Source organism: Streptomyces olivochromogenes (genome assembly GCF_021538895.1).
Lineage (GTDB): Bacteria > Actinomycetota > Actinomycetes > Streptomycetales > Streptomycetaceae > Streptomyces > Streptomyces olivochromogenes_A.
The window spans coordinates 1-21,814 of sequence record NZ_JADDRL010000144.1; the positions used below are offsets into that span (position 1 = coordinate 1).

The 21,814-nt window shown below is 72.2% G+C and carries 22 protein-coding genes and 1 pseudogene; 11 read left to right on the plus strand and 12 right to left on the minus strand.

Annotated elements, in window-relative coordinates:
• Positions 1–155: 155 nt before the first annotated feature.
• The 5 genes from IPZ69_RS41215 to zapE all read right to left on the minus strand — a co-directional run bounded on the left by IPZ69_RS41215 (position 156) and on the right by zapE (position 5,305).
• Positions 156–710 carry a YbhB/YbcL family Raf kinase inhibitor-like protein gene (locus IPZ69_RS41215; protein WP_235459883.1) on the minus strand — a complete coding sequence of 185 codons (555 nt, stop codon included), beginning with the start codon at positions 708–710 and terminating at the stop codon, positions 156–158.
• Positions 711–719: 9 nt separating this feature from the next.
• Complete coding sequence (locus tag IPZ69_RS41220) at positions 720–1,520, minus strand: slipin family protein (RefSeq protein ID WP_235459884.1); 801 nt, start codon at positions 1,518–1,520, stop codon at positions 720–722.
• Between the two features lie 115 nt (positions 1,521–1,635).
• Positions 1,636–3,102: a SulP family inorganic anion transporter gene (locus IPZ69_RS41225; RefSeq protein WP_235459885.1), complete on the minus strand. Its 1,467-nt coding sequence runs from the start codon at positions 3,100–3,102 to the stop codon at positions 1,636–1,638.
• Positions 3,103–3,110: 8 nt separating this feature from the next.
• Positions 3,111–3,689, minus strand: a complete 579-nt coding sequence (locus tag IPZ69_RS41230; protein ID WP_235459886.1) for a carbonic anhydrase — start codon at positions 3,687–3,689, stop codon at positions 3,111–3,113.
• A gap of 458 nt (positions 3,690–4,147) precedes the next feature.
• Positions 4,148–5,305 (minus strand): cell division protein ZapE, encoded by a 1,158-nt coding sequence (gene zapE / locus IPZ69_RS41235; protein WP_235459887.1) that lies wholly within the window; start codon positions 5,303–5,305, stop codon positions 4,148–4,150.
• On the opposite strand from zapE, the gene IPZ69_RS41240 reads away from it, so the two are divergent.
• The 5 genes from IPZ69_RS41240 (at position 5,304) to IPZ69_RS41260 (ending at position 10,153) form a co-directional block, all read left to right on the plus strand.
• Positions 5,304–6,176: a pyrimidine reductase family protein gene (locus tag IPZ69_RS41240; RefSeq protein WP_235459888.1), complete on the plus strand. Its 873-nt coding sequence runs from the start codon at positions 5,304–5,306 to the stop codon at positions 6,174–6,176. The genes zapE and IPZ69_RS41240 overlap by 2 nt on opposite strands.
• A 152-nt stretch (positions 6,177–6,328) precedes the next feature.
• Positions 6,329–6,802: an indole-3-glycerol phosphate synthase gene (locus tag IPZ69_RS41245; RefSeq protein ID WP_235459889.1), complete on the plus strand. Its 474-nt coding sequence runs from the start codon at positions 6,329–6,331 to the stop codon at positions 6,800–6,802.
• A gap of 134 nt (positions 6,803–6,936) precedes the next feature.
• Entirely contained in the window at positions 6,937–8,328 is a 1,392-nt protein-coding gene (gene murC / locus IPZ69_RS41250; protein ID WP_235459890.1) for a UDP-N-acetylmuramate--L-alanine ligase, read from the plus strand.
• A gap of 13 nt (positions 8,329–8,341) precedes the next feature.
• Complete coding sequence (gene msrB, locus IPZ69_RS41255) at positions 8,342–8,749, plus strand: peptide-methionine (R)-S-oxide reductase MsrB (RefSeq protein WP_235459891.1); 408 nt, start codon at positions 8,342–8,344, stop codon at positions 8,747–8,749.
• A gap of 117 nt (positions 8,750–8,866) precedes the next feature.
• Positions 8,867–10,153 (plus strand): PP2C family protein-serine/threonine phosphatase, encoded by a 1,287-nt coding sequence (locus IPZ69_RS41260; RefSeq protein WP_235459892.1) that lies wholly within the window; start codon positions 8,867–8,869, stop codon positions 10,151–10,153.
• 72 nt (positions 10,154–10,225) lie between these two features.
• Here the strand turns inward: IPZ69_RS41260 and helR are convergent, their stop codons facing one another.
• The 3 genes from helR to IPZ69_RS41275 form a co-directional block, all read right to left on the minus strand.
• Complete coding sequence (gene helR / locus IPZ69_RS41265) at positions 10,226–12,373, minus strand: RNA polymerase recycling motor ATPase HelR (RefSeq protein WP_235459893.1); 2,148 nt, start codon at positions 12,371–12,373, stop codon at positions 10,226–10,228.
• A 225-nt stretch (positions 12,374–12,598) separates the two neighbouring features.
• Positions 12,599–14,044, minus strand: a complete 1,446-nt coding sequence (locus IPZ69_RS41270; RefSeq protein ID WP_235459894.1) for a sensor histidine kinase — start codon at positions 14,042–14,044, stop codon at positions 12,599–12,601.
• On the minus strand, positions 14,041–14,733 hold the full coding sequence (locus IPZ69_RS41275; protein WP_235459895.1) for a response regulator transcription factor: 693 nt from the start codon (positions 14,731–14,733) through the stop codon (positions 14,041–14,043). The genes IPZ69_RS41270 and IPZ69_RS41275 overlap by 4 nt, the downstream gene beginning before the upstream one ends.
• Before the next feature lie 152 nt (positions 14,734–14,885).
• Between IPZ69_RS41275 and IPZ69_RS41280 the strand changes: the two genes are divergently transcribed.
• The 6 genes from IPZ69_RS41280 (at position 14,886) to IPZ69_RS41305 (ending at position 20,006) form a co-directional block, all read left to right on the plus strand.
• Positions 14,886–16,226 (plus strand): ferredoxin reductase family protein, encoded by a 1,341-nt coding sequence (locus IPZ69_RS41280; RefSeq protein ID WP_235459896.1) that lies wholly within the window; start codon positions 14,886–14,888, stop codon positions 16,224–16,226.
• A 13-nt stretch (positions 16,227–16,239) separates the two neighbouring features.
• On the plus strand, positions 16,240–16,671 hold the full coding sequence (locus IPZ69_RS41285; RefSeq protein ID WP_235459897.1) for an FMN-binding protein: 432 nt from the start codon (positions 16,240–16,242) through the stop codon (positions 16,669–16,671).
• Positions 16,672–17,430, plus strand: coding sequence for an FAD:protein FMN transferase (locus tag IPZ69_RS41290; RefSeq protein WP_235459898.1), 759 nt, complete (start codon positions 16,672–16,674; stop codon positions 17,428–17,430).
• 127 nt (positions 17,431–17,557) lie between these two features.
• Positions 17,558–18,691, plus strand: a complete 1,134-nt coding sequence (locus IPZ69_RS41295; RefSeq protein ID WP_235459899.1) for an ABC transporter ATP-binding protein — start codon at positions 17,558–17,560, stop codon at positions 18,689–18,691.
• A complete protein-coding gene (locus IPZ69_RS41300; protein ID WP_235459900.1) occupies positions 18,688–19,341 on the plus strand; it encodes an ABC transporter permease in 654 nt (217 codons plus the stop codon). The genes IPZ69_RS41295 and IPZ69_RS41300 overlap by 4 nt, the downstream gene beginning before the upstream one ends.
• Positions 19,338–20,006, plus strand: coding sequence for an ABC transporter permease (locus IPZ69_RS41305; protein ID WP_235459901.1), 669 nt, complete (start codon positions 19,338–19,340; stop codon positions 20,004–20,006). Before IPZ69_RS41300 ends, IPZ69_RS41305 begins: the two co-directional genes overlap by 4 nt.
• A 3-nt stretch (positions 20,007–20,009) precedes the next feature.
• On the opposite strand, the gene IPZ69_RS41310 is transcribed toward IPZ69_RS41305, so the two are convergent.
• From IPZ69_RS41310 to IPZ69_RS41325, 4 genes and pseudogenes are all read right to left on the minus strand, one after another.
• On the minus strand, positions 20,010–20,609 hold the full coding sequence (locus IPZ69_RS41310) for a GTP-binding protein (protein ID WP_235459902.1): 600 nt from the start codon (positions 20,607–20,609) through the stop codon (positions 20,010–20,012).
• Entirely contained in the window at positions 20,596–21,012 is a 417-nt protein-coding gene (locus IPZ69_RS41315) for a DUF742 domain-containing protein (RefSeq protein WP_235459903.1), read from the minus strand. The genes IPZ69_RS41310 and IPZ69_RS41315 overlap by 14 nt, the downstream gene beginning before the upstream one ends.
• A 35-nt stretch (positions 21,013–21,047) precedes the next feature.
• Positions 21,048–21,524, minus strand: a complete 477-nt coding sequence (locus tag IPZ69_RS41320) for a roadblock/LC7 domain-containing protein (protein ID WP_235459904.1) — start codon at positions 21,522–21,524, stop codon at positions 21,048–21,050.
• Positions 21,521–21,814 (minus strand): annotated as a pseudogene (locus IPZ69_RS41325) (ATP-binding protein); the annotation flags it as partial. The gene IPZ69_RS41320 and the pseudogene IPZ69_RS41325, both read right to left, overlap by 4 nt.

The window sequence follows — 21,814 nt, forward strand, 5'->3', positions numbered from 1 at the left end:
CCGCAGGCGGCGACGGTGGTGAGGGCGGCACTCAGGGCGAAGGCGGTGGTGACGCGGCGTACGAGAGTGAACACGGTATGAAGATATGACCGCAAAACAGGCAAAACGCCCAACGCGCCCCGTGGGCCTCCCGCGGGTCACCCGCCCGGCGGGGTTCAACGGCCGTAGCGGCCGGTGAGTGTGCCGGTGGCGAGGGTGTGGCCGGACAGGGCGCGGCGGACGTCGTCGGGAGTGGCGTCGGCGGCGAGGTCGAGCGGGCGGTCGGACGCGTACACCGAGAAGACGTAGCGGTGCGGCTTGTCGCCCTTGGGCGGGCACGGGCCGCCGTACCCCGACGTGCGGAAGCCGTTGCGGCCCTGGGTGGCGCCCGGCGGTGTCTGTCCCGTGGTCAGCGCCGTGGTGTGCGGGTCGATGTCCCACGCCACCCAGTGCGTGAACGTGCCGTGCGGGGCGTCGGGGTCCTTCATCAGGAGCGCCAGCGCGGCCGTGTCCGCGGGGACGCCGGAGAAGGCGAGCGGCGGTGAGACGTCCTCGCCGTCGCAGGTGTAGCGGCGCGGGATCGTGCCGCCGTCGGTGAAGGCGGGACTCGTCACCCCGACGGCGTGCGCGGCGGTGGGCGTCGGGGCGGACGTACCGCCACCGCCGTCCCCGCAGCCCGAGGCGAGTCCCATACCGGCCACCACCACGGCGATCACGAAGCTCCGGCGCATGCCCGAACGTTAACCCCGCGCGGCGGCCGAGTCATCGATGCCCGCCGGTTGCTGTGGCCCCCGCTCCAGGAAGCGCAACAGCTCCACCGGGATGGGCAGCACCAGTGTGGAGTTCTTCTCCGCCGCCACCGCCATCACCGTCTGCAGCAGGCGCAGCTGGAGCGCGGAGGGCGTGTCGGCCATCTGCTGGGCCGCCTCCGCCAGCTTCCTGGAGGCCTGGAGTTCGGCGTCGGCGTTGATGATCCGCGCGCGGCGCTCGCGGTCGGCCTCGGCCTGGCGGGCCATGGAGCGCTTCATCGCGTCCGGCAGCGACACGTCCTTGATCTCGACCCGGTCGATCTGCACGCCCCAGCCGATCGCCGGGCTGTCGATCATCAGCTCCAGGCCCTGGTTGAGCTTCTCGCGGTTGGACAGCAGATCGTCGAGATCGCTCTTGCCGATGATCGAGCGCAGGGAGGTCTGCGCCATCTGGGAGACGGCGAAGCGGTAGTCCTCGACGTTGATGATCGCGGCCGCCGCGTCCACGACCTTGAAGTACACGACCGCGTCGACCCGCACGGTCACGTTGTCCCTTGTGATGCCCTCCTGGGCGGGGATGGGCATCGTGACGATCTGCAGGTTGACCTTGCGCAGCCGGTCCACGGCGGGAACGATCACCGCGAGCCCCGGCGCCCGTACCTCGCTCCGCAGGCGGCCGAGCCGGAACACCACTCCGCGCTCGTACTGCTTGATGACACGCACGCCCGCGGCCGCGTACACCAGCCCGACGGCGCCCGCGGCGATGATCGCCCCCAGCAGCTCCTGGAGCATGGCGACCTCCTCCACAGAGAGGCCATTTGTACGTTCATGTAACGATATGCCCACTATCTGGTCCGGGGCCACGCCTCGCGCCCCCGGACCAGACACGGCATCCGCCGGACGCCTCCTAGACCGCCGTGACCCGCACCGGTTCGGTGCCGACCGCGCTGTGGCGCGCGGCCCAGTTCTCCAGTGCCGTACGGCAGGCGTGGTCCAGGTGGTGCAGCCCGGACAGGTCCAGCCACACCGGCCGGTCCTGGGGCAGGGCCTCCAGGCTGTCGAGGATCTTCGGCAGGCGCAGGAAGGTCGCGTTGCCCGACAGGTACGCCTCGACCGGGCCGGCGCCCTTGTCGATGACCTCCAGCCGGATGTGCGAGGCCTCCCAGGCCGTCTTCACCACCGCCAGCGCGAGGCCGATGAGCACGCCCTCGAACATGCTGACCGCGACGATCGACACGGCGGTGACCACCAGGATCAGCGCCTCGCCGCGGTGCTCGCGCCACAGGGACACGATGGCGCGGACCGGCACGAGCTTGGCGCCCGAGTACACCAGGATGCCCGCGAGCGCCGGGATCGGGATGTAGCCGAGCACGCCCGGCAGCAGCGCCGCGAACAGCAGCAGCCAGACGCCGTGCAGCACCCGGGACGCCTTGGTCCGCGCGCCCGCCTGCACGTTCGCCGCGCTGCGCACGATCACCGCGGTCATGGGCAGCGCGCCGAGCAGCCCGCACACCGCGTTGCCCGCGCCCTGGGCGAGCAGTTCCCTGTCGTACTGGGTGCGCGGTCCGTCGTGCAGCCGGTCCACGGCCGCCGCGCTGAACAGCGACTCGGCGGACGCGATCAGTGTGAAGGCGACGACCGTGCCGAGCACGGCGACGCTCGTGAGCTCACCGAACGCGCTCAGGGACGGCGGCTGGACGGAGTCGACCAGGCCCTTGACCTCGACCGTGGCCACGGGCAGGTCGAGCACCAGCGCGGCCGCGGTCGCGAGGCCGACCGCGGCGAGCGGTCCGGGGACCGACCGCACGGCGCGCGGCAGGTGCTTCCACAGCACGAGGACGGCGACGGTGCCGGCGCCGAGCGCGAGCGGGGCGAGCGCCCGCGTGCTCCCGAAGGCGTCGGCGAACGCCTCCGGCAGCCCGATGATCTTGTCCGGCCCGGCGGCGGGGGCCTTGGCCCCGAGGGCGGCGTACAGCTGTCCGGCGATCAGCACGAGTCCGATACCGGCCAGCATGCCCTCGACGACCGAGACCGAGATGGCCCGGAAGTAGCGGCCGAGCCGCAGGGCGCCCATGAGGATCTGGAGTACGCCGGTGGTCAGCACGAGCACGCCGAGGACCGGCAGCCCGAACTTCTGGACCGCCTCGAAGACCAGCACGGTCAGACCGGCGGCCGGCCCCGACACCTGGAGGCTGCTGCCGCGCATCAGCCCGGTGACGATGCCGCCCACGATGCCGGTGACCAGGCCGAGTTCGGCCGGCACACCGGAGGCGACGGCCACGCCCACGCACAGCGGGAGCGCGACCAGGAAGACGACGAGGGAGGCGGCGAAGTCCTGCCTCAGATGCGGAAACCTGGCACTCGCGGTGGTCATGGGGGCGCTCACAGGGCCTCGAAGCGGTCGGTCCGGGGGCGGTGTTCCTGTACGGCGCCGGTATGCACCTCGTAGTACCAGGCGTGCAGGGTGAGTTGACCCTGGTCCAGCTTCCGGGCGACGCACGGGTAGGAGCGCAGCCGCAGTATCTGGGCCAGTACGTGGCTCTGGACGCCCTCGGCGACGGCCGGGTCCTCGGGCGCTCCGGCCGGGCGCGGGGTCGCCCGCGCCAGCCAGTCGCGCACGGCGGGCACGGCGTCCAGGTCGTCGCCGCGCACCAGCGCGCCGACGGCACCGCAGTGGGAGTGGCCGCAGACGACGATGTCCCGGACGCCGAGCACCTCCACGGCGTACTCGATGGTGGCCGCCTCGCTGGTGGGGTGCTCGGAGGCGTACGGCGGGACGATGTTGCCCGCGGTGCGCAGCTCGAAGAGCTCGCCGGGGCGGGCGCCCGTGATCAGCGCCGGGACGACCCGGGAATCGGAGCAGGTGATGAACAGGACCTGCGGGGACTGGCCTTCGGCGAGCTTGGCGAACTCCTCAGGGCGCTGTCCGAAGGTACGGGCGTTGTCGATGAGGGGCTGCATGGTGTGTGGATTCCTCCTGGCGCGCCGCTGTGGCGCGTCGGCCTTGCACGACGTGTGTGGGGGGTAGGCCCCCTGGAGTGACTGATCTCCTGGAATGTGTAGGAACCCGCTCGTGGAACTGTTGCGGAACGCTTGAATCCAGGCTGAGCCTTGGCCTCGGCGTGACGGAGGGTGTGCGCAGGTGCGAAGGTTCGCGCGGGAGCGGGTAGTTGTGGGGAGCGCGGGGCGGCGGTAAGGAGCCGGAGCACGGTCCGGGCCGTCGTACCTCGGAACATGCGCCCCCCTCCGGGCAGTTCACGCCTCTTGCACGGACCAAAGAATGGTCAATGGATGGTCAAGAAACACGTTAACCCTGCAAAGTTGTTTGCAGGGTTAACTCGATGTTTCGTGTGAAAGAGTGCGTGAAAAGTGCGGGTGGCGTGGCCTGAACCGGCCCTTGACCGGCCGGGTCCGACCCACTAACGGGCGTCCGCCACCAGCCCCTTGGCGTCCCGGGCCAGCGCGGTGAGCCGGGAGATCGCGCGGAAGTACTTCTTGCGGTAGCCGCCCTTCAGCATCTCCTCGCTGAACAGCTGGTCGAAGGGCAGCCCCGAGGCCAGCACCGGGACCTCGCGGTCGTAGAGCCGGTCCGCGAGCACCACGAGCCTGAGCGCCGTCGACTGGTCGGGCACCGGCCGCACATCGGTGAGGCACACCGCCTTCAGGCCGTCGGTCAGCGCGCCGTACCGGCTCGGGTGCACCTTGGCGAGGTGGTCGAGCAGGTGCGGGAAGTCGTCGAGCGAGGCGCCCGGGTTGGCGTACGCCGCCTTGGCCACCTGCTCGTCGGAGAACGGCGCCGGCGCCTCGGGCAGACCGCGGTGGCGGTAGTCCTCGCCGTCGATGCGCAGGGCGCGGAAGTGGGCGGACAGGCCCTGGATCTCGCGCAGGAAGTCGGCGGCCGCGAACCGGCCCTCGCCCAGCTTGCCGGGCAGGGTGTTGGAGGTGGCGGCGAGCGCGACGCCCGCGTCGACGAGCTTGCCGAGCAGGGTCGACACCAGGACGGTGTCACCGGGGTCGTCGAGCTCGAACTCGTCGATGCACAGCAGGCGGTGGTCGCTGAGCGTGCGCACGGTCTGCTGGAAGCCGAGCGCGCCGACCAGGTTGGTCAGCTCCACGAAGGTGCCGAACGCCTTGAGCGCGGGCTCGGCCGGGGTGGCGTGCCACAGGGAGGCGAGGAGGTGGGTCTTGCCGACGCCGTAGCCGCCGTCGAGGTAGACGCCGCGCGGTCCGGCCGGCGTCCTGGGTGCCTTCGCCCTGCCGAACCCGAAGAAGCCGCGCCTGCCGCCGCCGACGGCGTGTGCCCCGCCGAGACCGTCCGCGAAGCCTTCGAGGACCCGGACGGCCTCGGTCTGGCTGGGCTGGTTCGGGTCCGGGATGTACGTGGCGAACCGGACCGAGTCGAAGCGCGGCGGCGGCACCATCTCGGCGACCAGCCGGTCGGCGGGGACGTGCGGCTCGCGGGCGCACAGGGACAGCGGGGTCGCCTCGGCTATGGAGCTGAGCTCGGAGGCGGCGGTGGCGGAGGAGGACGAGGACACGGTTCCCCATGCTAAGCGCCGTGTCACACTGCACGACATGCGACGCCTGTTCCCTGTGACCGACGAGACAGCGGCCCGGACCCCTGGTGGGGACACCCCTGGGGCCGCCGGTGCCACAGAGGCCAGGGGGGCCGGTGAGCCGGGTGCGGTGACCGGTCGTGGCCCCGCGGATCTCGTCGACCGCCAGTGGACTCTCGCCGAACTCGCCGCCGCCTACGCCTACCCCGAGCCGGCGGTGAGCGGGCGGGAGCCGTGGCTGCGGGGCAACATGGTGTCGACGCTCGACGGGGCCGCGCAGCACGAGGGCCGCTCGCAGCCGATCTCCAGCGCCGCCGACATGCGGATCTTCGGCACGCTGCGGGCGCTGGCCGACGTCGTGCTCGTGGGTGCGGAAACGGTACGGCAGGAGGGGTACCGCCCGGCACGCGCGCGTGCGGAGTTCGCGGCGGCCCGGGAGGCGTCCGGACAGGCCCCCGCCCCGGCGATCGCGGTCGTCAGCGCGAGCCTGGACCTGGACTTCTCCCTCCCGCTGTTCACCGCGCCCTTGGTGCCCACCCTGGTCCTCACCGGCGCCGCGGCGGCGCCGGAGCGGATCGCCGCCGCCGAGAAGGCCGGCGCCCGGGTCGTGGTCGCGGGCGACGGGGCGGGGGTCGATCCGGAGCGTGCCGTACGGGCCCTCGCCGAGCGCGGCCACACCCGTGTGCTCACCGAGGGCGGCCCCCGGCTGCTCGGGCAGCTGGTCGCCGCCGGGGTGCTGGACGAGCTCTGCCTGACCCTCTCGCCGATGCTCGCCGCCGGTGACGCCCAGCGCATCGCCGGAGGGCCGTCGGTCGCGGTGCCACGGCGCTTCGAACTCGTGTCGCTCCTGGAAGAGGCCGGGTTTCTGTTCAGTCGCTACCGTCGGTCCTGAGATCCGCGGAATCTGCCATTCCGGTTAGCTTTCGGCGGGCACACCAAAACCGGCAGTACCCGTGCGATCACGGGGCAGGATGGTTTCCGCAAGGGCCTGGACCGGCCCACGGAGGAGAGGGCTCGCGGCCCTCGAAGGAGAATGGGGCGCTGGTGTTCACAAGCGTATTGATGATCGAGAAGGCCCTGACGTCCGCCGACGTGGAATTCGTCACCACCTTGCACGGGGACGAGCCGGTCTCCTTCCACGTCCTGCTCCAGCCGCGCGGCGACCAGGCCGATCGCCTGCTGCGGGCCATCGACGACATCGCGATGGGCGAACTCGACGAGGCGGCACGCGAGCGGAAGACCCCCGAGGGCGACGCCGCGAAGGAGCCCGCGCAGCAGGCCCTGGAGGTGTCCCTGACGGCCCTGCGCGCGGCCGGCAGCGAGGCCGGGGGCAGGATGGTCGAGGACCACCCGCTGGACGCCCTGAAGGCCCTGGTCGAGGAGATCGGCGCCGACGAAGTGATCATTCTGACCGACCCCCACTACGTGGAGGAGTTCTTCCACCGCGACTGGGCCTCCCGCGCCCGCCACAAGGTGGGCGTCCCGGTGCTCAAGCTGTTCTCGCACAGCAAGACGTGACCGGCACCCGCGGCGGACCGCGGCGCCGCGACGGATCGCAGCGCTGCGACGGACCTAATAGGTGCTGGACGGGCCGGGGCCATATGGTGGTGCGCTGAATGTTCGCTTCGCCGCACCACTCCAGGGAGACGCACATGGCCCCGGGCCTTCCTACCGCCATGGACCGACCGCACTTCATCGGCATCGGCGGCGCCGGAATGTCGGGCATCGCGAAGATCCTCGCGCAGCGCGGGGCCAAGGTGGCGGGCAGCGACGCGAAGGAGTCGGCGACCGCCGAGGCGCTGCGCGCCCTGGGCGCCACCGTGCACATCGGGCACGCGGCCGAGCACCTCGCCGACGACGCCAGCTGCGTCGTGGTCTCGTCGGCCATCCGCGAGGACAACCCCGAGCTGGCCCGCGCCGCCGAGCTCGGCATCCCGGTGGTCCACCGCTCCGACGCCCTCGCCGCCCTGATGGAGGGCCTGCGCCCGATCGCGGTCGCGGGTACCCACGGCAAGACGACCACCACGTCCATGCTCGCGGTCTCCCTGTCCGAGCTGGGCCTGAACCCCTCCTACGCCATCGGCGGCGACCTGGACGCCCCCGGCTCCAACGCCCTGCACGGCGACGGCGAGATCTTCGTCGCCGAGGCGGACGAGTCCGACCGCAGCTTCCACAAGTACGCGCCCGAGGTCGCGATCGTCCTCAACGTGGAGCTCGACCACCACGCGAACTACGCCTCGATCGACGAGATCTACGAGTCCTTCCAGATCTTCGCCGGCAAGATCGTCCCCGGCGGCACCCTGGTGATCTCCGCCGACCACGAGGGCGCCCGCGAGCTGACCGCGCGCCTGGCCGGTGCGGTGCGCACGGTGACGTACGGAGAGTCGGCGGACGCCGACGTCCGCATCCTGTCCGTCGTCCCGCAGGGCCTGAAGAGCGAGGTCACCGTCGTCCTGGACGGGACGGAGCTCACCTTCACGGTCTCCGTCCCCGGCCGCCACTACGCGCACAACGCGGTGGCCGCGCTGGCGGCGGGCGTGGCCCTCGGCGTCCCGGCCGCCGAGCTGGCGCCCGCGCTGGCCGCGTACACCGGGGTCAAGCGGCGCCTGCAGCTCAAGGGCGAGGCGGCCGGCGTGCAGGTCATCGACTCGTACGCGCACCACCCCACGGAGATGACCGCCGACCTGGAGGCCATGCGCGCCGCCGCGGGCGACGCCCGGATCCTCGTCGTCTTCCAGCCGCACCTGTTCTCCCGCACCCAGGAGCTGGGCAAGGAGATGGGCGAGTCCCTGGCCCTCGCGGACGAGTCCGTGGTCCTCGACATCTATCCGGCCCGCGAGGACCCCATCCCCGGGGTCACCAGCGAGCTGATCGTCGACGCGGCCCGCGCGGCCGGCGCCGACGTCACCGCCCTGCACGACAAGGCGGAGGTCCCCGCGGTGATCTCGGGAATGGCGAAGCCCGGTGATCTCGTTCTCACCATGGGCGCGGGCGACGTGACCGACCTGGGCCCGCGCATTCTGGATCACCTGTCGCAGCAGTGAGGGGCTGAGGCTCATGTCGTACGACGTCGAGAAGCCGGACGAGCAGTGGCGCGAGGAGCTGACGTCCTCCGAGTACGCCGTCCTGCGCCGAGCGGCCACCGAACCGGCCTTCACCGGCGAGTACACCGACACCAAGACGAAGGGCGTCTACTCCTGTCGCGCCTGCGGTGCCGAACTCTTCACCTCGGAGGCGAAGTTCGATTCCCACTGCGGCTGGCCGTCCTTCTTCGACCCCAAGGACACCGACGCCGTGGAACTGGTGGAGGACCGCACCCACGGCATGGTCCGCACCGAGGTGCGCTGTGCCCGCTGCGGCTCGCACCTGGGCCATGTCTTCGAGGGCGAGGGCTATCCGACACCCACCGATCAGCGGTATTGCATCAACAGCATTTCGCTGCGGCTGGCACCGGACGAGGGCTGAGCCGGTAGCGGCCCGGCAGGGCGGGGCGGGGTGCGTGCGGAGACGGACGCACCCCGCCCCTTTGCCCAGGTAAGTCACCTTGGTGCCCGGATTGCTCCGATTTGAGATTCTGTGAACGTGTTGGGTGTCGCTCGATGGATCCACTCCCGTCGCAGGCCTGCCCTGTCCGAGGCCCACGGCGGCCAGGACGGGATCCCGCAGGGAGACGGCGCGTCGTCGCGGCTGAAGGCCCTGCGCACGGCGATCGCCGGGATCGGCACGACACTCGACGAGAACACCACCTGCGCCGAGCTGACCCGGGCGGCCGTACGGCTGGTCGGCGGGGTGGCGGCGGTGATGCGCAGGACCGGCGAGGGCCTCACCGGGTACGAGGAGCTCGCCGGGGACGGGGACCTGCTCCCCGACTCCCGCTGGGCCACCGCGGTGGCCCGGGACGTCGGGCAGCCGGCTGCCGACGGCTGGACGGAACCCTGGATCGAGCGCCCGATCACCGGCCGGACCCGGCCCGCGATCTGTCTGCCGCTCACCACGGGCGAACTGCAGTTCGGTGTTCTGGTGTGCGCCCGGGAAGGGCGGCCGTACGACCGCTCCGACGCGGAACTCCTCGCCCTGCTGGCCGAGCGGACCGCCTCGCACATCCGTCACGCCCGCGAGTACGGGCGGATCAGCCGTACCGCCGGTGACCTGCAACGCGCCTTGCTCTCGGAACCCGGCCGTCCGCACCCGAACCTCGACGTCGCCATCCGCTATCTGCCCGCGGGCGGCGGCGTGCTGGTCGGGGGAGACTGGTGCGAGACCGTACGCCTGCACTTCGGCCGCACCCTGCTCGTCGTCGGAGACGTCATGGGCCACGGCCTGGAGGCCGCCGTCGACATGAGCGCCTACCGCTCGTCCCTGCGCTACATCGCCTCCTCCGACCTGCCCCCGCACCGGGTGCTGCGCCAGATGGACGAGATCGCCTCCCAGGAGTCCGAGCGCCGACCGGCCACCTGTCTGATCGTGCGCGTCGACCCGGGCCGCAGCCAGGTCACGGTGGCCAGCGCCGGGCACCTGCCCCCCGCCCTGATCGGCCAGGACGGCGAGACCTCACTGCTGCCCGTCCAGGTCGGCCCGCCGCTGGGCACCGGCTTCGGCGGCTACGAGTCGGTCACCTACGGCATCCAGCCCGACCAGACCCTGGTGCTGTTCACCGACGGCCTGGTCGAGCACCGCGGCGAGGACATCGACCGCTCCCTGCACCGCCTCTCCCGGCTCCACTTCAAGCCCACCGCGACCGTCGACGACACCATCGACACCATCCTCGCCCGCCTGGACGCCCACAACGCCGAGGACGACGTGGCCGTCCTCGCGGCCCGGCCCCGCATCCGCCAGGGTTCCGCCGCGGCCGCGGCCGGGCAGTCGTAGCCCGGCAGGGCCTGAACTCCCCGGCGGCCGCACGGCATTGCACAGGGCATGCCGCCTCGCAGCGCGGTGGCGCTACGGGCTCGTGAGGATCACGAGTTGCCGAGTCGCCCGGGTCATCGCGACATAGCGGTCGACCGCTCCTTCGATCCCCTCGCCGAAGGTCTCCGGGTCGACGAGGACGACCAGGTCGAACTCCAGCCCCTTCGACAGCGCCGGGGTCAGCGACCGGACGCGGGGCGTCGCCCGGAACGTGGGGTCGCCGATGACGCAGGCGATCCCGTCGTCGTGCGCCGCGAGCCAGGTGTCGAGGACCGAGTCCAGATCCGCGACGGGGCCGTGGACGACGGGGATGCCGTTGCTGCGGACGGAGGTCGGCACGTTGGCGTCAGGGAGCGCGGCGCGCACGACCTGCTCGGCCTCCGCCATGACCTCTCGCGGCGTGCGGTAGTTGATGCTCAGGGAGGTCACCTCGACCCGGTCGAGGCCGACCCGTTCGAGGCGTTCGCGCCACGACTCGGTGAACCCGTGCCTGGCCTGGGCGCGGTCCCCGACGACGGTGAAACTCCGGGACGGGCAGCGCAGCAGCAGCATCTGCCACTGGGCGTCGGTCAGTTCCTGCGCCTCGTCCACGACGACGTGCGCGAACGGGCCGGCGAGCGGTTCCGCGTCGGCGCCGGGCAGAGCGGTCTCGTCGACCAGGCTGTCCTGAAGGTCGCGTCCGCGCAGCATCGTCACCGCGCCCTCGCCGTCGGCATCGGCTTCCAGCAGGTTGTCGATGACGCCCGCCATGCGCTCGCGTTCGGCGGCGACGGCGGCGGCGCGCCGGCGCTTGAGCCGTGACGCCTCCGGGTCGCCGAGCCGCTGCCGGGCCGCGTCCAGGAGCGGCAGGTCGGACACCGTCCAGGCCCGGGCGTCCGCACGCTGCAGCCGGCGTACGTCATCGGCGTCGAGCCAGGGAGCGCACATCCGCAGGTACGCGGGGACCGACCACAGGTCCGAGACCAGGTCGGCCGCTTCGAGCAGCGGCCATGCGCGGTCGAGGGTGCCGACCAGCTCCTCGTCGTTGCGCAGCGACCTCTGGAACTGCTCGGGCGGGACGTCACGGTCGAGCTTGTCCAGCAGGATCGTGACCAACTCCTCCCAGATCAGCTCGCGCGCCTCGTTGTGCGCGGTGGACGGTCCCGGTGCCGCGAACGCCTCGGCCCAGTCGTCGGCGCTCAGCCGGATGTCGGCCCAGTCGGTCGTGACCGTCATCCCCGTGGCGGGCGGCTCCTCGTAGAACCGGACGGCCGTCTCGATCGCCCGCACCATCGCCGCGGACGACTTCAGGCGGGCGACGTCCGGGTCGGTCTCCTCCGTTGCCGCGGCTCCTTCCGCGACGAGGTCCCGCAGGGTGCAGGTCCGCACACCCTCCTCGCCGAGGCTGGGCAGGACGTCGGCGACGTAGGCCAGGTAGGGCTGGTGCGGACCGACGAACAGCACGCCGCCCCGGCGGTGCCCGAGGCGGGGGTCGGAGTAGAGGAGGTAGGCGGAGCGGTGCAGCGCGACGACGGTCTTTCCCGTACCCGGACCGCCGTCCACGACGAGAGCGCCGCGCGACCCCGCACGGATGATCGCGTCCTGGTCGGCCTGGATGGTGGCGAGCACGTCCCGCATCCGCGGCGAACGGTTGCCGCCCAGGCTGGCGATGAAGGCGGACTGGTCGTCGAGCGCGGCGTGCCGCTCCAGCCCGTCGGCGGTGAACACCTCGTCCCAGTAGTCGCCGATCAGCCCGCCGCTCCAGCGATACCTGCGGCGGCTGGCCAGACCCATCGGGTTGGCGTGGGTCGCCGCGAAGAACGGTTCGGCCGCGGGGGAGCGCCAGTCGACCAGCAGCCGGCGCCCCGTGCTGTCGGTGAGGCCGAGCCGCCCGATGTACAGGGGCTCGGGGTCGTCCGCGCCGACGACGCGGCCGAGGCACAGGTCGAGTCCGAAGCGGCGCAGGGCGCGCAGCCGGCCGGTCAGCCGGTGGACCTCCGCGTCCCGGTCCATCGCCGCCCGGCCGACGCCACCCGGCGCCTTCAGTTCGGCGTCGAGGCGGTCGGACAGTTCGGCGATCGTCTGCTCAAGGCTCTCCGCGACGGCCGCGAAGTGCTTCTCGTCGTCGGCGATCAGCGTCGGGTCGGCCTTGGCGGCGAGACGGTCGGGAAGGTCGAAGGCGCTCGTGGTCAGCGGGCTCATGGCATCAGCTCCGATCCGAGGTCGCCCGACTCAAAGACGTACAAAAGCAGTCGCACTTCGTGAATCACCTATTTCCGCAGCTTCCGGCTCTCGGCCAGTGATTGTGCGGTACAACCAGGGCCTTGCCGCAAGCCCCCCGGTGCGCTATAAGTTGAGAGTGGCAAGGAGTCGATGACCTCCTTGCCTTTGTTTTTCGGCCGGGTCGGCGCCCTGGCTACGGCGCGTTCAGGCGCCCTGGTCCCGCGCGTTCAGCGGCAGCGTCACCGTGAAGACGGTCGCCCCCTCCTCCGCGCCCAGCCGGATCGTTCCCCCGTGCGCCCGCACCAACGCCCGTGCCACCGGCAGCCCGAGCCCGCTTCCGCCCCGGTCCCGGCTGCGTGCCTTGTCGACGCGGTAGAAGCGGTCGAAGACCCGGGCGCGGTCGGCGGCCGGAATGCCGGGGCCGCTGTCGCCGACCCGGACGGACGCCATGTCGGCCAGGACGGAGACGCACAGGGACACCTCGGTGCCCGGCGGGGTGTGCACGGCCGCGTTGGTGAGGAGGTTGTCCAGCACCTGGCGGATGCGGACGGGGTCCAGACGCACCGTCAGTGGAGCGGGGCCGGCGTCCAGGGTGAGGGTGTGCCCGGGGTGTCCGGCGCGGAAGGCGTCCGCCGCCTCGCGCACGAGCTCCGTCAGGTCGGCGTCCTCCAGCCGCAGCGGCGCCTCCACCTCCGCCGCGTCCAGCCGGGCGAGGAGCAGCAGGTCGTCGAGGAGGACGCCCATGCGGGCGGCCTCGGCGCGCAGCCGGCGCAGATGGCGGTCCCGTTCCTCGGGCGCGTTGGCTGCCGCGTACTGGAACAGGTCCGCGTAGCCCCGTACCGACATCAACGGCGTACGCAGTTCGTGCGAGGCGTCCGCCACGAAGCGGCGCAGACGCTGTTCCGCCTCGGCGCGCACCGCGAGCGAGGCGTCGATGTGTTCCAGCATGGTGTTGAACGCGGTGCGCAGTTCCTCGACCTCGGGGCCGCCGCCGGGACCGTCCGCGCGCAGGGGAAGGCGGGCCGCCGACTCCGTCAGGTCGTGCGAGGCGATGCCGTGGGCCGTGTGCGCCATGTCGCTCAGGGGTTTCAGGCCGCGCCGCAGCATCGCCCGGCCGAAGACGACCAGGGCCAGGAGCGCCAGCGCGAACGCCACCACCTGGACGGCGACCAGCCGCCGTACCGTCTGCTCGATGTCCGCCATCGGCGCGGCGCTGACCAGCACCACCCCGGGCTCCACCTCGCAGGCCCGCAGCCGGTAGGTGCCCTCCCCGTCGATGTGCGCGGTGCGGAAGAGCTCCCCGGACGAACGCGCACGCGCCGCGGCGAGTTCCGTGAGCGCGCGGCTGTCGTCCGGCACGTCGGCCGGCCGGCGCAGCGCCGCCGTACCGCCGGAGACGTCGAAGACCGCCGTGTACCAGCCGTAGTACGGCTGGCGGCGCACCGTGTAGTGCGAGGACGCGTCCTTGGTCTGCACGACCTGGACGAGCTTGAGCTGGTCGCCCAGTTGGCGCTGGAGGTAGTCGCGCATGTAGGTCGTCAGGGCCGTGCCCACGACCGCGAAGACGACGAGCGACAGCGCGCCCAGGCCGAGCGCGAGGCGGGTGCCCAGGCGCAGCCCGCGGTGGGCGTGGCGCAGGCGGGCGATCACCGCGCCGCCCGCCGGACGACGTACCCGAAGCCGCGCACGGTGTGGATCAGCGGCTCCCCGCCGGTCTCGTCCAGCTTGCGGCGCAGGCGGCTGACGACCAGTTCCACGACGTTCGAGCGGCCGCCGAAGCCGTACTCCCACACGTGGTCGAGGATCTGGGCCTTGGTGAGCACGGTCGGGGACTTGCGCATCAGATAGCGCAGCACCTCGAACTCGGTCGGCGTGAGCGACAGCCGCCGGGTGCCGCGGCGCACCTCCCGGGTGTCCTCGTCCATCGTCAGGTCGGCCACCTGGAGCACCGACCGCTGGAAGCCGGGACCGGCGCTGCGCCGCAGCACGGTGCGCAGCCGGGCCATCAACTCCTCGACCGCGAACGGCTTCACCAGATAGTCGTCGCCGCCCCGGGTCAGCCCGGCGACCCGGTCGGCGACGCCGTCGCGCGCGGTGAGGAACACCACCGGCACCATCGAGCCCGAGCGGCGCAGCCGGTCGAGCACGCCGAAGCCGTCGAGGTCCGGGAGCATCAGGTCGAGCACGACGATGTCCGGCCGGAACTCGGCGGCCCGGGTCAGCGCCTGTTCGCCGGTGTACGCGGTGACGGCCTGCCAGCCCTCGTACCGGGCGACCGTCGCGACCAGGTCGGCGATGGGCGGGTCGTCGTCCACCACGAGGAGTCGTACTGTGTCCACCCGCTCATACTGCGCCACGCACCGGACGGCACCCGGACCCGCCCACCCCCACCGGCCACATCGACAGCCAGTTGAAAGGGCTTCGACAGGAAAACGACAGCAGCCCCGGGTGAAGCTCGTGTCCCAGGACCCGATCAAGGAGCTGCCGTCCCGTGACGACCGTCTCAGCACCCCCGGCGCCCCCCACGGCGACCCATCGCCCCAGGGTGGTGGCCCGCACCGCGCTGTACGCCCTGCTGGCCGCGAACGCCGCCGTGGTGGCCGTCCTCTTCGTCCGGGCCGGCTTCGGCTCCAACGCCCTCGTCCTGCTGGGCCGGCTCGCCGGTCTGTACGGCGCGCTCCTCATGGCCTTCCAACTGCTGCTGGTGGCCCGGCTGCCCTGGCTCGACCGCCGCATCGGCATGGACCGGCTCACCTCCTGGCACCGCTGGACCGGCTTCGGCCTGCTGTGGACGCTGGTCGGGCACGCGGTGTTCATCACCCTCGGCTACGCCCGGATGTCCGCGATGGACCCGGTGGACCAGCTCGTCGACCTCGCCGAGACCACCGACGGTGTGCTGCGGGCGGTGGTCGCCCTGCTGCTGATCATGACGGTCGGCGCGGTGTCGGCCCGCTGGGCACGGCGCCGACTGGCGTACGAGACCTGGCACTTCATCCACCTGTACACCTACGTGGCGGTGGTACTGGTCTTCGGCCACCAGGTCGCGGTCGGTACGACCTTCACGGCCTCGCCCGCCGCACGGGCCTACTGGTACGCGCTGTGGGGCTCGGCACTCGGCGCGGTGCTGGTCGGGCGCCTGGGCCTGCCGCTGTGGCGCAACCTGCGCCACCGACTGCGCGTGTCCGCCGTCGTGCCCGAGTCCGACGACGTGGTGTCCGTCCACATCACCGGGCGAGACCTCGACCGACTGCCCGCCGCGGCCGGGCAGTTCTTCCTGTGGCGGTTCCTGACCCGGGACCGCTGGTGGCAGGCGAACCCGTTCTCGCTGTCGGCCGCGCCCGACGGCCGCGAGCTGCGGCTGACCGTGAAGACGGCGGGCGCCGGCACGGCGGCCCTGCGCCACCTCAAGGTCGGCACACGGGTCTTCGCCGAGGGTCCCTACGGCGCCTTCACCACCCTGCACCGCACCCGCACCGCCACCCTCCTCGTCGCCGGCGGCGTCGGCATCACCCCGATCCGCGCCCTGCTGGAGGTCCTGGAGGGGAACGTGATCCTCCTGTACCGGGTGACGAAGGACCGGGACGCGGTCCTGTACGCCGAACTGTCGGAACTGACCGCCGCCAAGGGCGCCGAGCTGCACCTGATCACCGGCCCGGCGTCCGCCGACCCGCTGGCGCCCCGCGAACTGGCCGCGCTGGTGCCCGACATCGGCGACCGCGACGTCTTCGTCTGCGGCCCGCCCGGGATGACGGCGGCGGTGCTGCGCAACCTCGCCGACCTGGGCGTACCCAAGCGGCAGATCCACTTCGAGCGTTTCAGCCTGGCGGGATGAGAGGGACACGAACATGAGGCGAGCACTGCCCGTCCTGGCGCTGACCGTCGCGGGACTGATTCCACTGTGGCGCTACCAGCCGTCCGAGGACAGCACGACGACCACGTCGACCACACTGCCCACGTCGACCGCGGAGGCCGCCGGCACGCCGGCGCCCTCGTCGGGTGCCCCGTCGGGTGCCTCGGCCCGGGTCGTCGCGGGTCCCACCGTCACCACGCGGAAGGGCGACGTCCAGGTCGAGGTGACCCTCACCGGCGACCGGATCAGCGCCGTACGGCTGCTCAGGCAGCCGAACAGCCCGCAGACCAAGGGCGCGGTACCGACGCTGGTCCAGGAGACCCTCGACGCGCAGAGCGCCGACATCGACACCGTGTCCGGCGCGACGATCACCAGCGAGGGCTACCGGAAGTCGCTGCAGGCCGCGCTGGACGAGGCGGGCGTGTAGATGCGCCGGGTCGAGCACGTCATGGGGTTCCCGGTCTCGCTGCGGATCGACGACGAGGGCCTCGACGGGGCGACGGACGTCGGCGGTGCGGCGGCGGACCTCGGTGCGGCGGCGGACGAGGTGTTCGCCTGGCTGCGCGCGGTCGACGCCCGCTTCAGCCCCTTCCGGGCGGACAGCGAGGTGTCCCGGCTCGACCGCGGGCAGGTGCGCGCCGACGAGGTGAGCGCGGACCTCGCCGAGGTGCTCGCCCTGTGCGAGGAGTACCGGGTCGCGACGGGCGGGGCCTTCGACGCCCGGCTGCCCGGCCGCGGCCTCGACCCGTGCGCGGTGGTGAAAGGCTGGTCCGTGCAGCGGGCGGCGGAGCTGCTGACGGCGGCCGGGGTACGGCGGTTCTGCCTGAACGCCGGTGGTGACGTGGTCGCGGCCGGGGGTCCCTGGCGGGTGGGGATACGGCACCCCGAACAGGCCGACCGGGTGTGCGCGGTCCTGGAGATCACCGACGGCGCGGTGGCGACGTCCGGCCGCTACGAGCGCGGCGACCACATCGTCGACGGGCGCACCGGACGCCCGGCGAGAGGCCTGCTCAGCGTCACCGTCGTGGCCGCCGGGCTGACCGAGGCGGACGCCACGGCGACGGCGGCGTTCGCGATGGGCGCCGAGGGCGTGGCCTGGGCGGCCGGCCGGGCCGGCTGCGAGGTGTTCGCGGTGGACGCCGGGCGGCGGGTGCTGCGCACCGCCGGAGTGCCGCTGGCCCCCTGACGGCGGGATCGGCCCGCCGAAGTGCTGAAACACTCGGCGTCTAGACTCTCCCCGCAACGGCCTGCGCAGCGAAGACCGTGGTCGAGAGTGGGCGGGTTTCCGCCAAACCCGAAGGGTATTCGGCGTTTTGATACGGATAGATTCAGTCACGAAGCGGTACCCGGACGGCACGGTGGCGGTCGACCGGCTGTCGTTGGAGATACCGGACCGCTCGATCACCGTCCTCGTCGGGCCGTCCGGCTGCGGCAAGACGACGACGCTGCGGATGATCAACCGGATGATCGAGCCCAGCGAGGGCACCATCCTCCTCGACGGCGTCGACATCCAGAAGCAGCCGGTCAACACACTGCGCCGGTCCATGGGTTACGTCATCCAGAACGCCGGTCTCTTCCAGCACCGCTCGATCGTCGACAACATCGCCACCGTGCCGCGCCTGCTGGGCTGGAGCAAGCAGCGGGCCAGGGAGCGGGCGGCGGAGCTGATGGAGCGGGTGGGCCTCGACTCCTCCCTCGCCAAGCGCTACCCGTACCAGCTCTCGGGCGGCCAGCAACAACGCGTGGGCGTCGCGCGGGCGCTCGCCGCCGACCCGCCGGTGCTGCTGATGGACGAGCCGTTCTCGGCCGTCGACCCGGTGGTGCGCAAGGGTCTCCAGGACGAACTCCTGCGCATCCAGTCCGAGTTGGGCAAGACCATCGTCTTCGTCACGCACGACATCGACGAGGCCATCAAGCTGGGCACGATGGTCGCGGTGATGCGCACCGGCGGCCGGCTCGCCCAGTACGCGCCGCCCGCCGAACTGCTGACCGCGCCCGCGGACGCCTTCGTCGAGGACTTCCTCGGCGCCGACCGCGGCATCCGGCGGCTGTCCTTCTTCCCGTCCGGCGCGCTGGAGTTGCAGACGGCCCCGGTCGTGGCCCAGGACGCCGACGCCGCGAAGATCGCCGCCCGCGGCTCGGCCGACGTGCCCTATCTCCTCGTCACGGACCTGGACGGCAAGCCCCTCGGCTGGGGCGAGCCGAAGGACCTCAAGGCGGGGGAGATCACGCCGGAACGGCTGCTCCCGTACGGCCGCCCCTTCGTGCACGGCAGCGACTCGCTGCGAGCCGCGCTCGACGGCGCCGTGCTGTCGCCGACCGGATGGGCGGTCGGCGTGGACGACACGGGACGGGTCGTCGGCGTCGTCTCCCAGCAGACCATCGGCGAGGCCATCCGCAACGCCCACGCCCAGGGGAGCGGCGACGACGTGCGGGCCGCCGGATGAGCGGCTACTTCGACATCCCGAGCGACCTCCAGCACAGCTACCTCGGCCTGATCGGCCTGCACCTGCGCGAGGCCCTGATCCCGGTCCTCGCCGGCCTGCTGCTCTCGCTGCCCGTCGCCCAGCTCTGCGTGCGCTTCCGCTGGCTGTACCCGCCGGTGCTGGGCGTGACGACCGTGCTGTACGCCATCCCGTCCCTGGCCTTCTTCGTCGTCCTCATCGACTACACCGGCCAGAGCGAGACCACGGTGATGATCCCGCTGGCCGTCTACAGCCTCGTCGTGCTCGTGCCGGCGATCGTGGACGGCGTGCGGTCGGTGCCCCAGGAGACCCTCGACGCCGCCACCGCGATGGGCTTCGGACCCGTACGCCGTTATCTCCAGGTGCAGTTGCCGATCGCCGTGCCCGCCATCATCGCGGGCCTGCGCGTGGCCACCGTGTCGAGCATCTCCCTGGTCAGCGTCGGCATGCTGATCGGCAACCAGGGCGCGCTGGGCAACCTGCTCAACGACGCGAACATCTACCACCGGCCCGAACTCGCCGTCACCTCCGTGGTGACGACGGCCGCGCTGGCCATCCTCGCGGACGCGGCACTGGCCCTCGTACGGGTCGTCCTGACCCCGTGGATGCCGAGGAAGGGCGCCACCCGGTGAACATACTCCACTTCATCCAGGCCTTCTTCGGCGACAGCGCCCACTGGCACGGCTACGACGGCATTCCCACGCGCTTCGGGGAGCACCTCCACTACTGCCTGGAGGCACTCGCCCTCGCCGCCGCGATCGGGCTGCCGGTCGGCCTGGTCACCGGCCACTACGGGCGCGGGGGCAACACCCTCGCCCTGATCGCCACCGCCGGACGGGCGCTGCCCACCTTCGGCCTGCTGGTGCTGCTGGTCCTGCTGGTCGGATTCGGCATGCTGCCCGTGATGGTCCCGCTCATCGTCCTCGCGGTCCCGCCGATCCTGGTCACCACCTACGAGGCGGTGCGTTCCGTCGACCCCTCCCCGGTGGACGCCGCGCGGGGCATGGGCATGCCGGAGTCCCGGATCCTGTTCCAGGTGGAACTCCCGGTCGCGCTCCCGCTGATCCTCGGCGGCCTGCGCTCGGCCGCCGTCCAGATCGTCTCGACGGCCACCATCGCCGCGTACATCGGCCTCGGCGGCCTCGGCCGCTACATCATCGACGGCCTCTACCAGCGCAACTACGAGAAGGTCGTGGGCGGCGCCACGCTGGTCGCCGGCGCGGCCCTCGCGACGCTCGCGGTGTTCTGGGCGGTGGGCCGCTTCGCGGTGTCGCCGGGGGTGCGGCGCAGCGCCTGACGGTCAGCCCTCGGTGCGGGCCAGCGCCAGCTCCAGTACGACGAGCAGCGCGTCCCGCACCGAGCCGCGTTCACGGGCGTCGAAGACGAGGAGCGGGGTGCTCTCCGCGACGTCCAGGGCCCAGCGGACCTCGTCCAGGGGGTGCTCCACCTTCCCGTCGAAGGCGTTGACGGCCACCGCGAACGGGATGCCCTTGTGCTCGAAGTAGTCGACGGCCGCGTAGCAGTCGTCCAGGCGGCGGGTGTCGACGATGACGAGACCGCCGACCGCGCCCTCCACGATGTCGTCCCACATGAAGCCGAACCGCTCCTGCCCCGGGGTGCCGAACAGGTACAGCTTCAGCGTCGGGTCGATGGTGATGCAGCCGAAGTCCATCGCCACCGTGGTCGTGGTCTTGCGCGGGGTGTGGGTGAGGTCGTCGACCCCGGCGGCCACCTCGGTGATCGCCGCCTCGGTGGTCAGCGGCTCGATCTCGGAGATGGAGCCCACGGTGGTGGTCTTGCCCACGCCGAAGCCGCCCGCGATCACCATCTTGACCGGGAGCGGCGGCCGTACGGCGGTCTCGGCGGCCGCGCCGCGCACAAGCGGTTCAGTCGGTGTCACGGAGTACCCCTCGGGAGTCGGGGATGGCGCGGAGGCCATCGATAACCCTGCGCAGGACGGATGCGTCGTGAGTGGCGTCGAAGTCGGGCACGTACACCGCCAACTGCCCGGCGTCGCGCAGGTCCTCGGTCAGCACCCGCACCACGTTCAGGTGGAGCCGCAGCCGGGCCGCGAGCTCGGCGATCGACTGCGGCAGCCGGCAGGCGGCGACGATGTCGCGCCGCTCGAAGGAGAGCCGGTCGAGCGCGTCGAGACCCTCGGCCGTGGCCACCACCTGGGTCTCGACCGGCATCGCCCGGCCGGGGGCGTTGTCCGCCACCCGGCCGGCGGTGACCAGGAACGGCCGTACGGCGGGAGCGGGACCGACCGGTTCGGGGACCGGTGGCGGGAGGCCGTCCGCCATGGCTGTTCGCTTCCTCTCTCGACCGGGTCGAACGGTCAGCGCGCCGGCAGGGAACCGACGGTGTTCTTCAGTTCGAGGACGAGCTGCGGGCTGAGCGCGGCACCCGCCCGGTTGGCGAACACGGTCATCTCGTAGGCGATGTTGCCGAGCTTGGCCTCCTTGTCGGCGACCACGCCGAGCACGGCGCCGTTGCCGATCGCGGAGACGATCACATGGCCGCCCTCCAGGTCGATGATGACCTTGTTGAGGCCGCCCAGACCGTAGTTGCCGGAGGCCCCGGCCGCCAGGCTGGTGATGCCGGAGACGATGGCGGCCAGCCGCTCCGAGTGGGCGCGTTCGCGCAGCTCCGACACGGCGATCAGCAGTCCGTCGGAGGACACGGCGATGGCGTCCACGACACCGGCCGTCTCCGTGGCGAATCGGTTCAGCAGCCAGGTGAAATCTGCCGCTGCGGCCTGCAGGTCGGTCGGCGTGGTGCCGCCCGTCGGGGTGTCACCTGTCGACGTGCTCACTGCTCGGCTCCTTCCGGATGGTGGTTCTGGTGGTGCGGGTGCGTCTGCGAATGATTCGGCGAGTGCTTCGGCGGTGGGTCCGTCGGCTCGGTGGCCCCGGCGGTGGCCGGGGCGGTGGCCGTGACCGCGGCGGGGATCGCGAAGTCCCCGGTGTCGCTGTCCCGGTGCGCCCGCTCCACCGCCTCCTCGAACTCCTCCAGCGCACTGCGTACGGCCTCCGCGTCCCGGTGGGGCGCCGCCTGCGGCGCGGCCTGCGCGGCGCCGGCGGTCGTCCGCAGGGTGGCTCCGCG

What these genes read in the sequence shown, in the direction of transcription:
- IPZ69_RS41230 (WP_235459886.1), bottom strand. Translation starts at nt 3,689, where the DNA reads ATGCAGCCCCTCATCGACAACGCCCGTACCTTCGGACAGCGCCCTGAG.
- murC (WP_235459890.1), top strand. Translation starts at nt 6,937, where the DNA reads ATGGCCCCGGGCCTTCCTACCGCCATGGACCGACCGCACTTCATCGGC.
- helR (WP_235459893.1), bottom strand. Translation starts at nt 12,373, where the DNA reads ATGAGCCCGCTGACCACGAGCGCCTTCGACCTTCCCGACCGTCTCGCC.
- IPZ69_RS41215 (WP_235459883.1), bottom strand. Translation starts at nt 710, where the DNA reads ATGCGCCGGAGCTTCGTGATCGCCGTGGTGGTGGCCGGTATGGGACTC.
- IPZ69_RS41240 (WP_235459888.1), top strand. Translation starts at nt 5,304, where the DNA reads ATGCGACGCCTGTTCCCTGTGACCGACGAGACAGCGGCCCGGACCCCT.
- IPZ69_RS41290 (WP_235459898.1), top strand. Translation starts at nt 16,672, where the DNA reads ATGCGCCGGGTCGAGCACGTCATGGGGTTCCCGGTCTCGCTGCGGATC.
- IPZ69_RS41225 (WP_235459885.1), bottom strand. Translation starts at nt 3,102, where the DNA reads ATGACCACCGCGAGTGCCAGGTTTCCGCATCTGAGGCAGGACTTCGCC.
- IPZ69_RS41285 (WP_235459897.1), top strand. Translation starts at nt 16,240, where the DNA reads ATGAGGCGAGCACTGCCCGTCCTGGCGCTGACCGTCGCGGGACTGATT.
- IPZ69_RS41220 (WP_235459884.1), bottom strand. Translation starts at nt 1,520, where the DNA reads ATGCTCCAGGAGCTGCTGGGGGCGATCATCGCCGCGGGCGCCGTCGGG.
- msrB (WP_235459891.1), top strand. Translation starts at nt 8,342, where the DNA reads ATGTCGTACGACGTCGAGAAGCCGGACGAGCAGTGGCGCGAGGAGCTG.
- zapE (WP_235459887.1), bottom strand. Translation starts at nt 5,305, where the DNA reads ATGTCGTGCAGTGTGACACGGCGCTTAGCATGGGGAACCGTGTCCTCG.
- IPZ69_RS41300 (WP_235459900.1), top strand. Translation starts at nt 18,688, where the DNA reads ATGAGCGGCTACTTCGACATCCCGAGCGACCTCCAGCACAGCTACCTC.
- IPZ69_RS41315 (WP_235459903.1), bottom strand. Translation starts at nt 21,012, where the DNA reads ATGGCGGACGGCCTCCCGCCACCGGTCCCCGAACCGGTCGGTCCCGCT.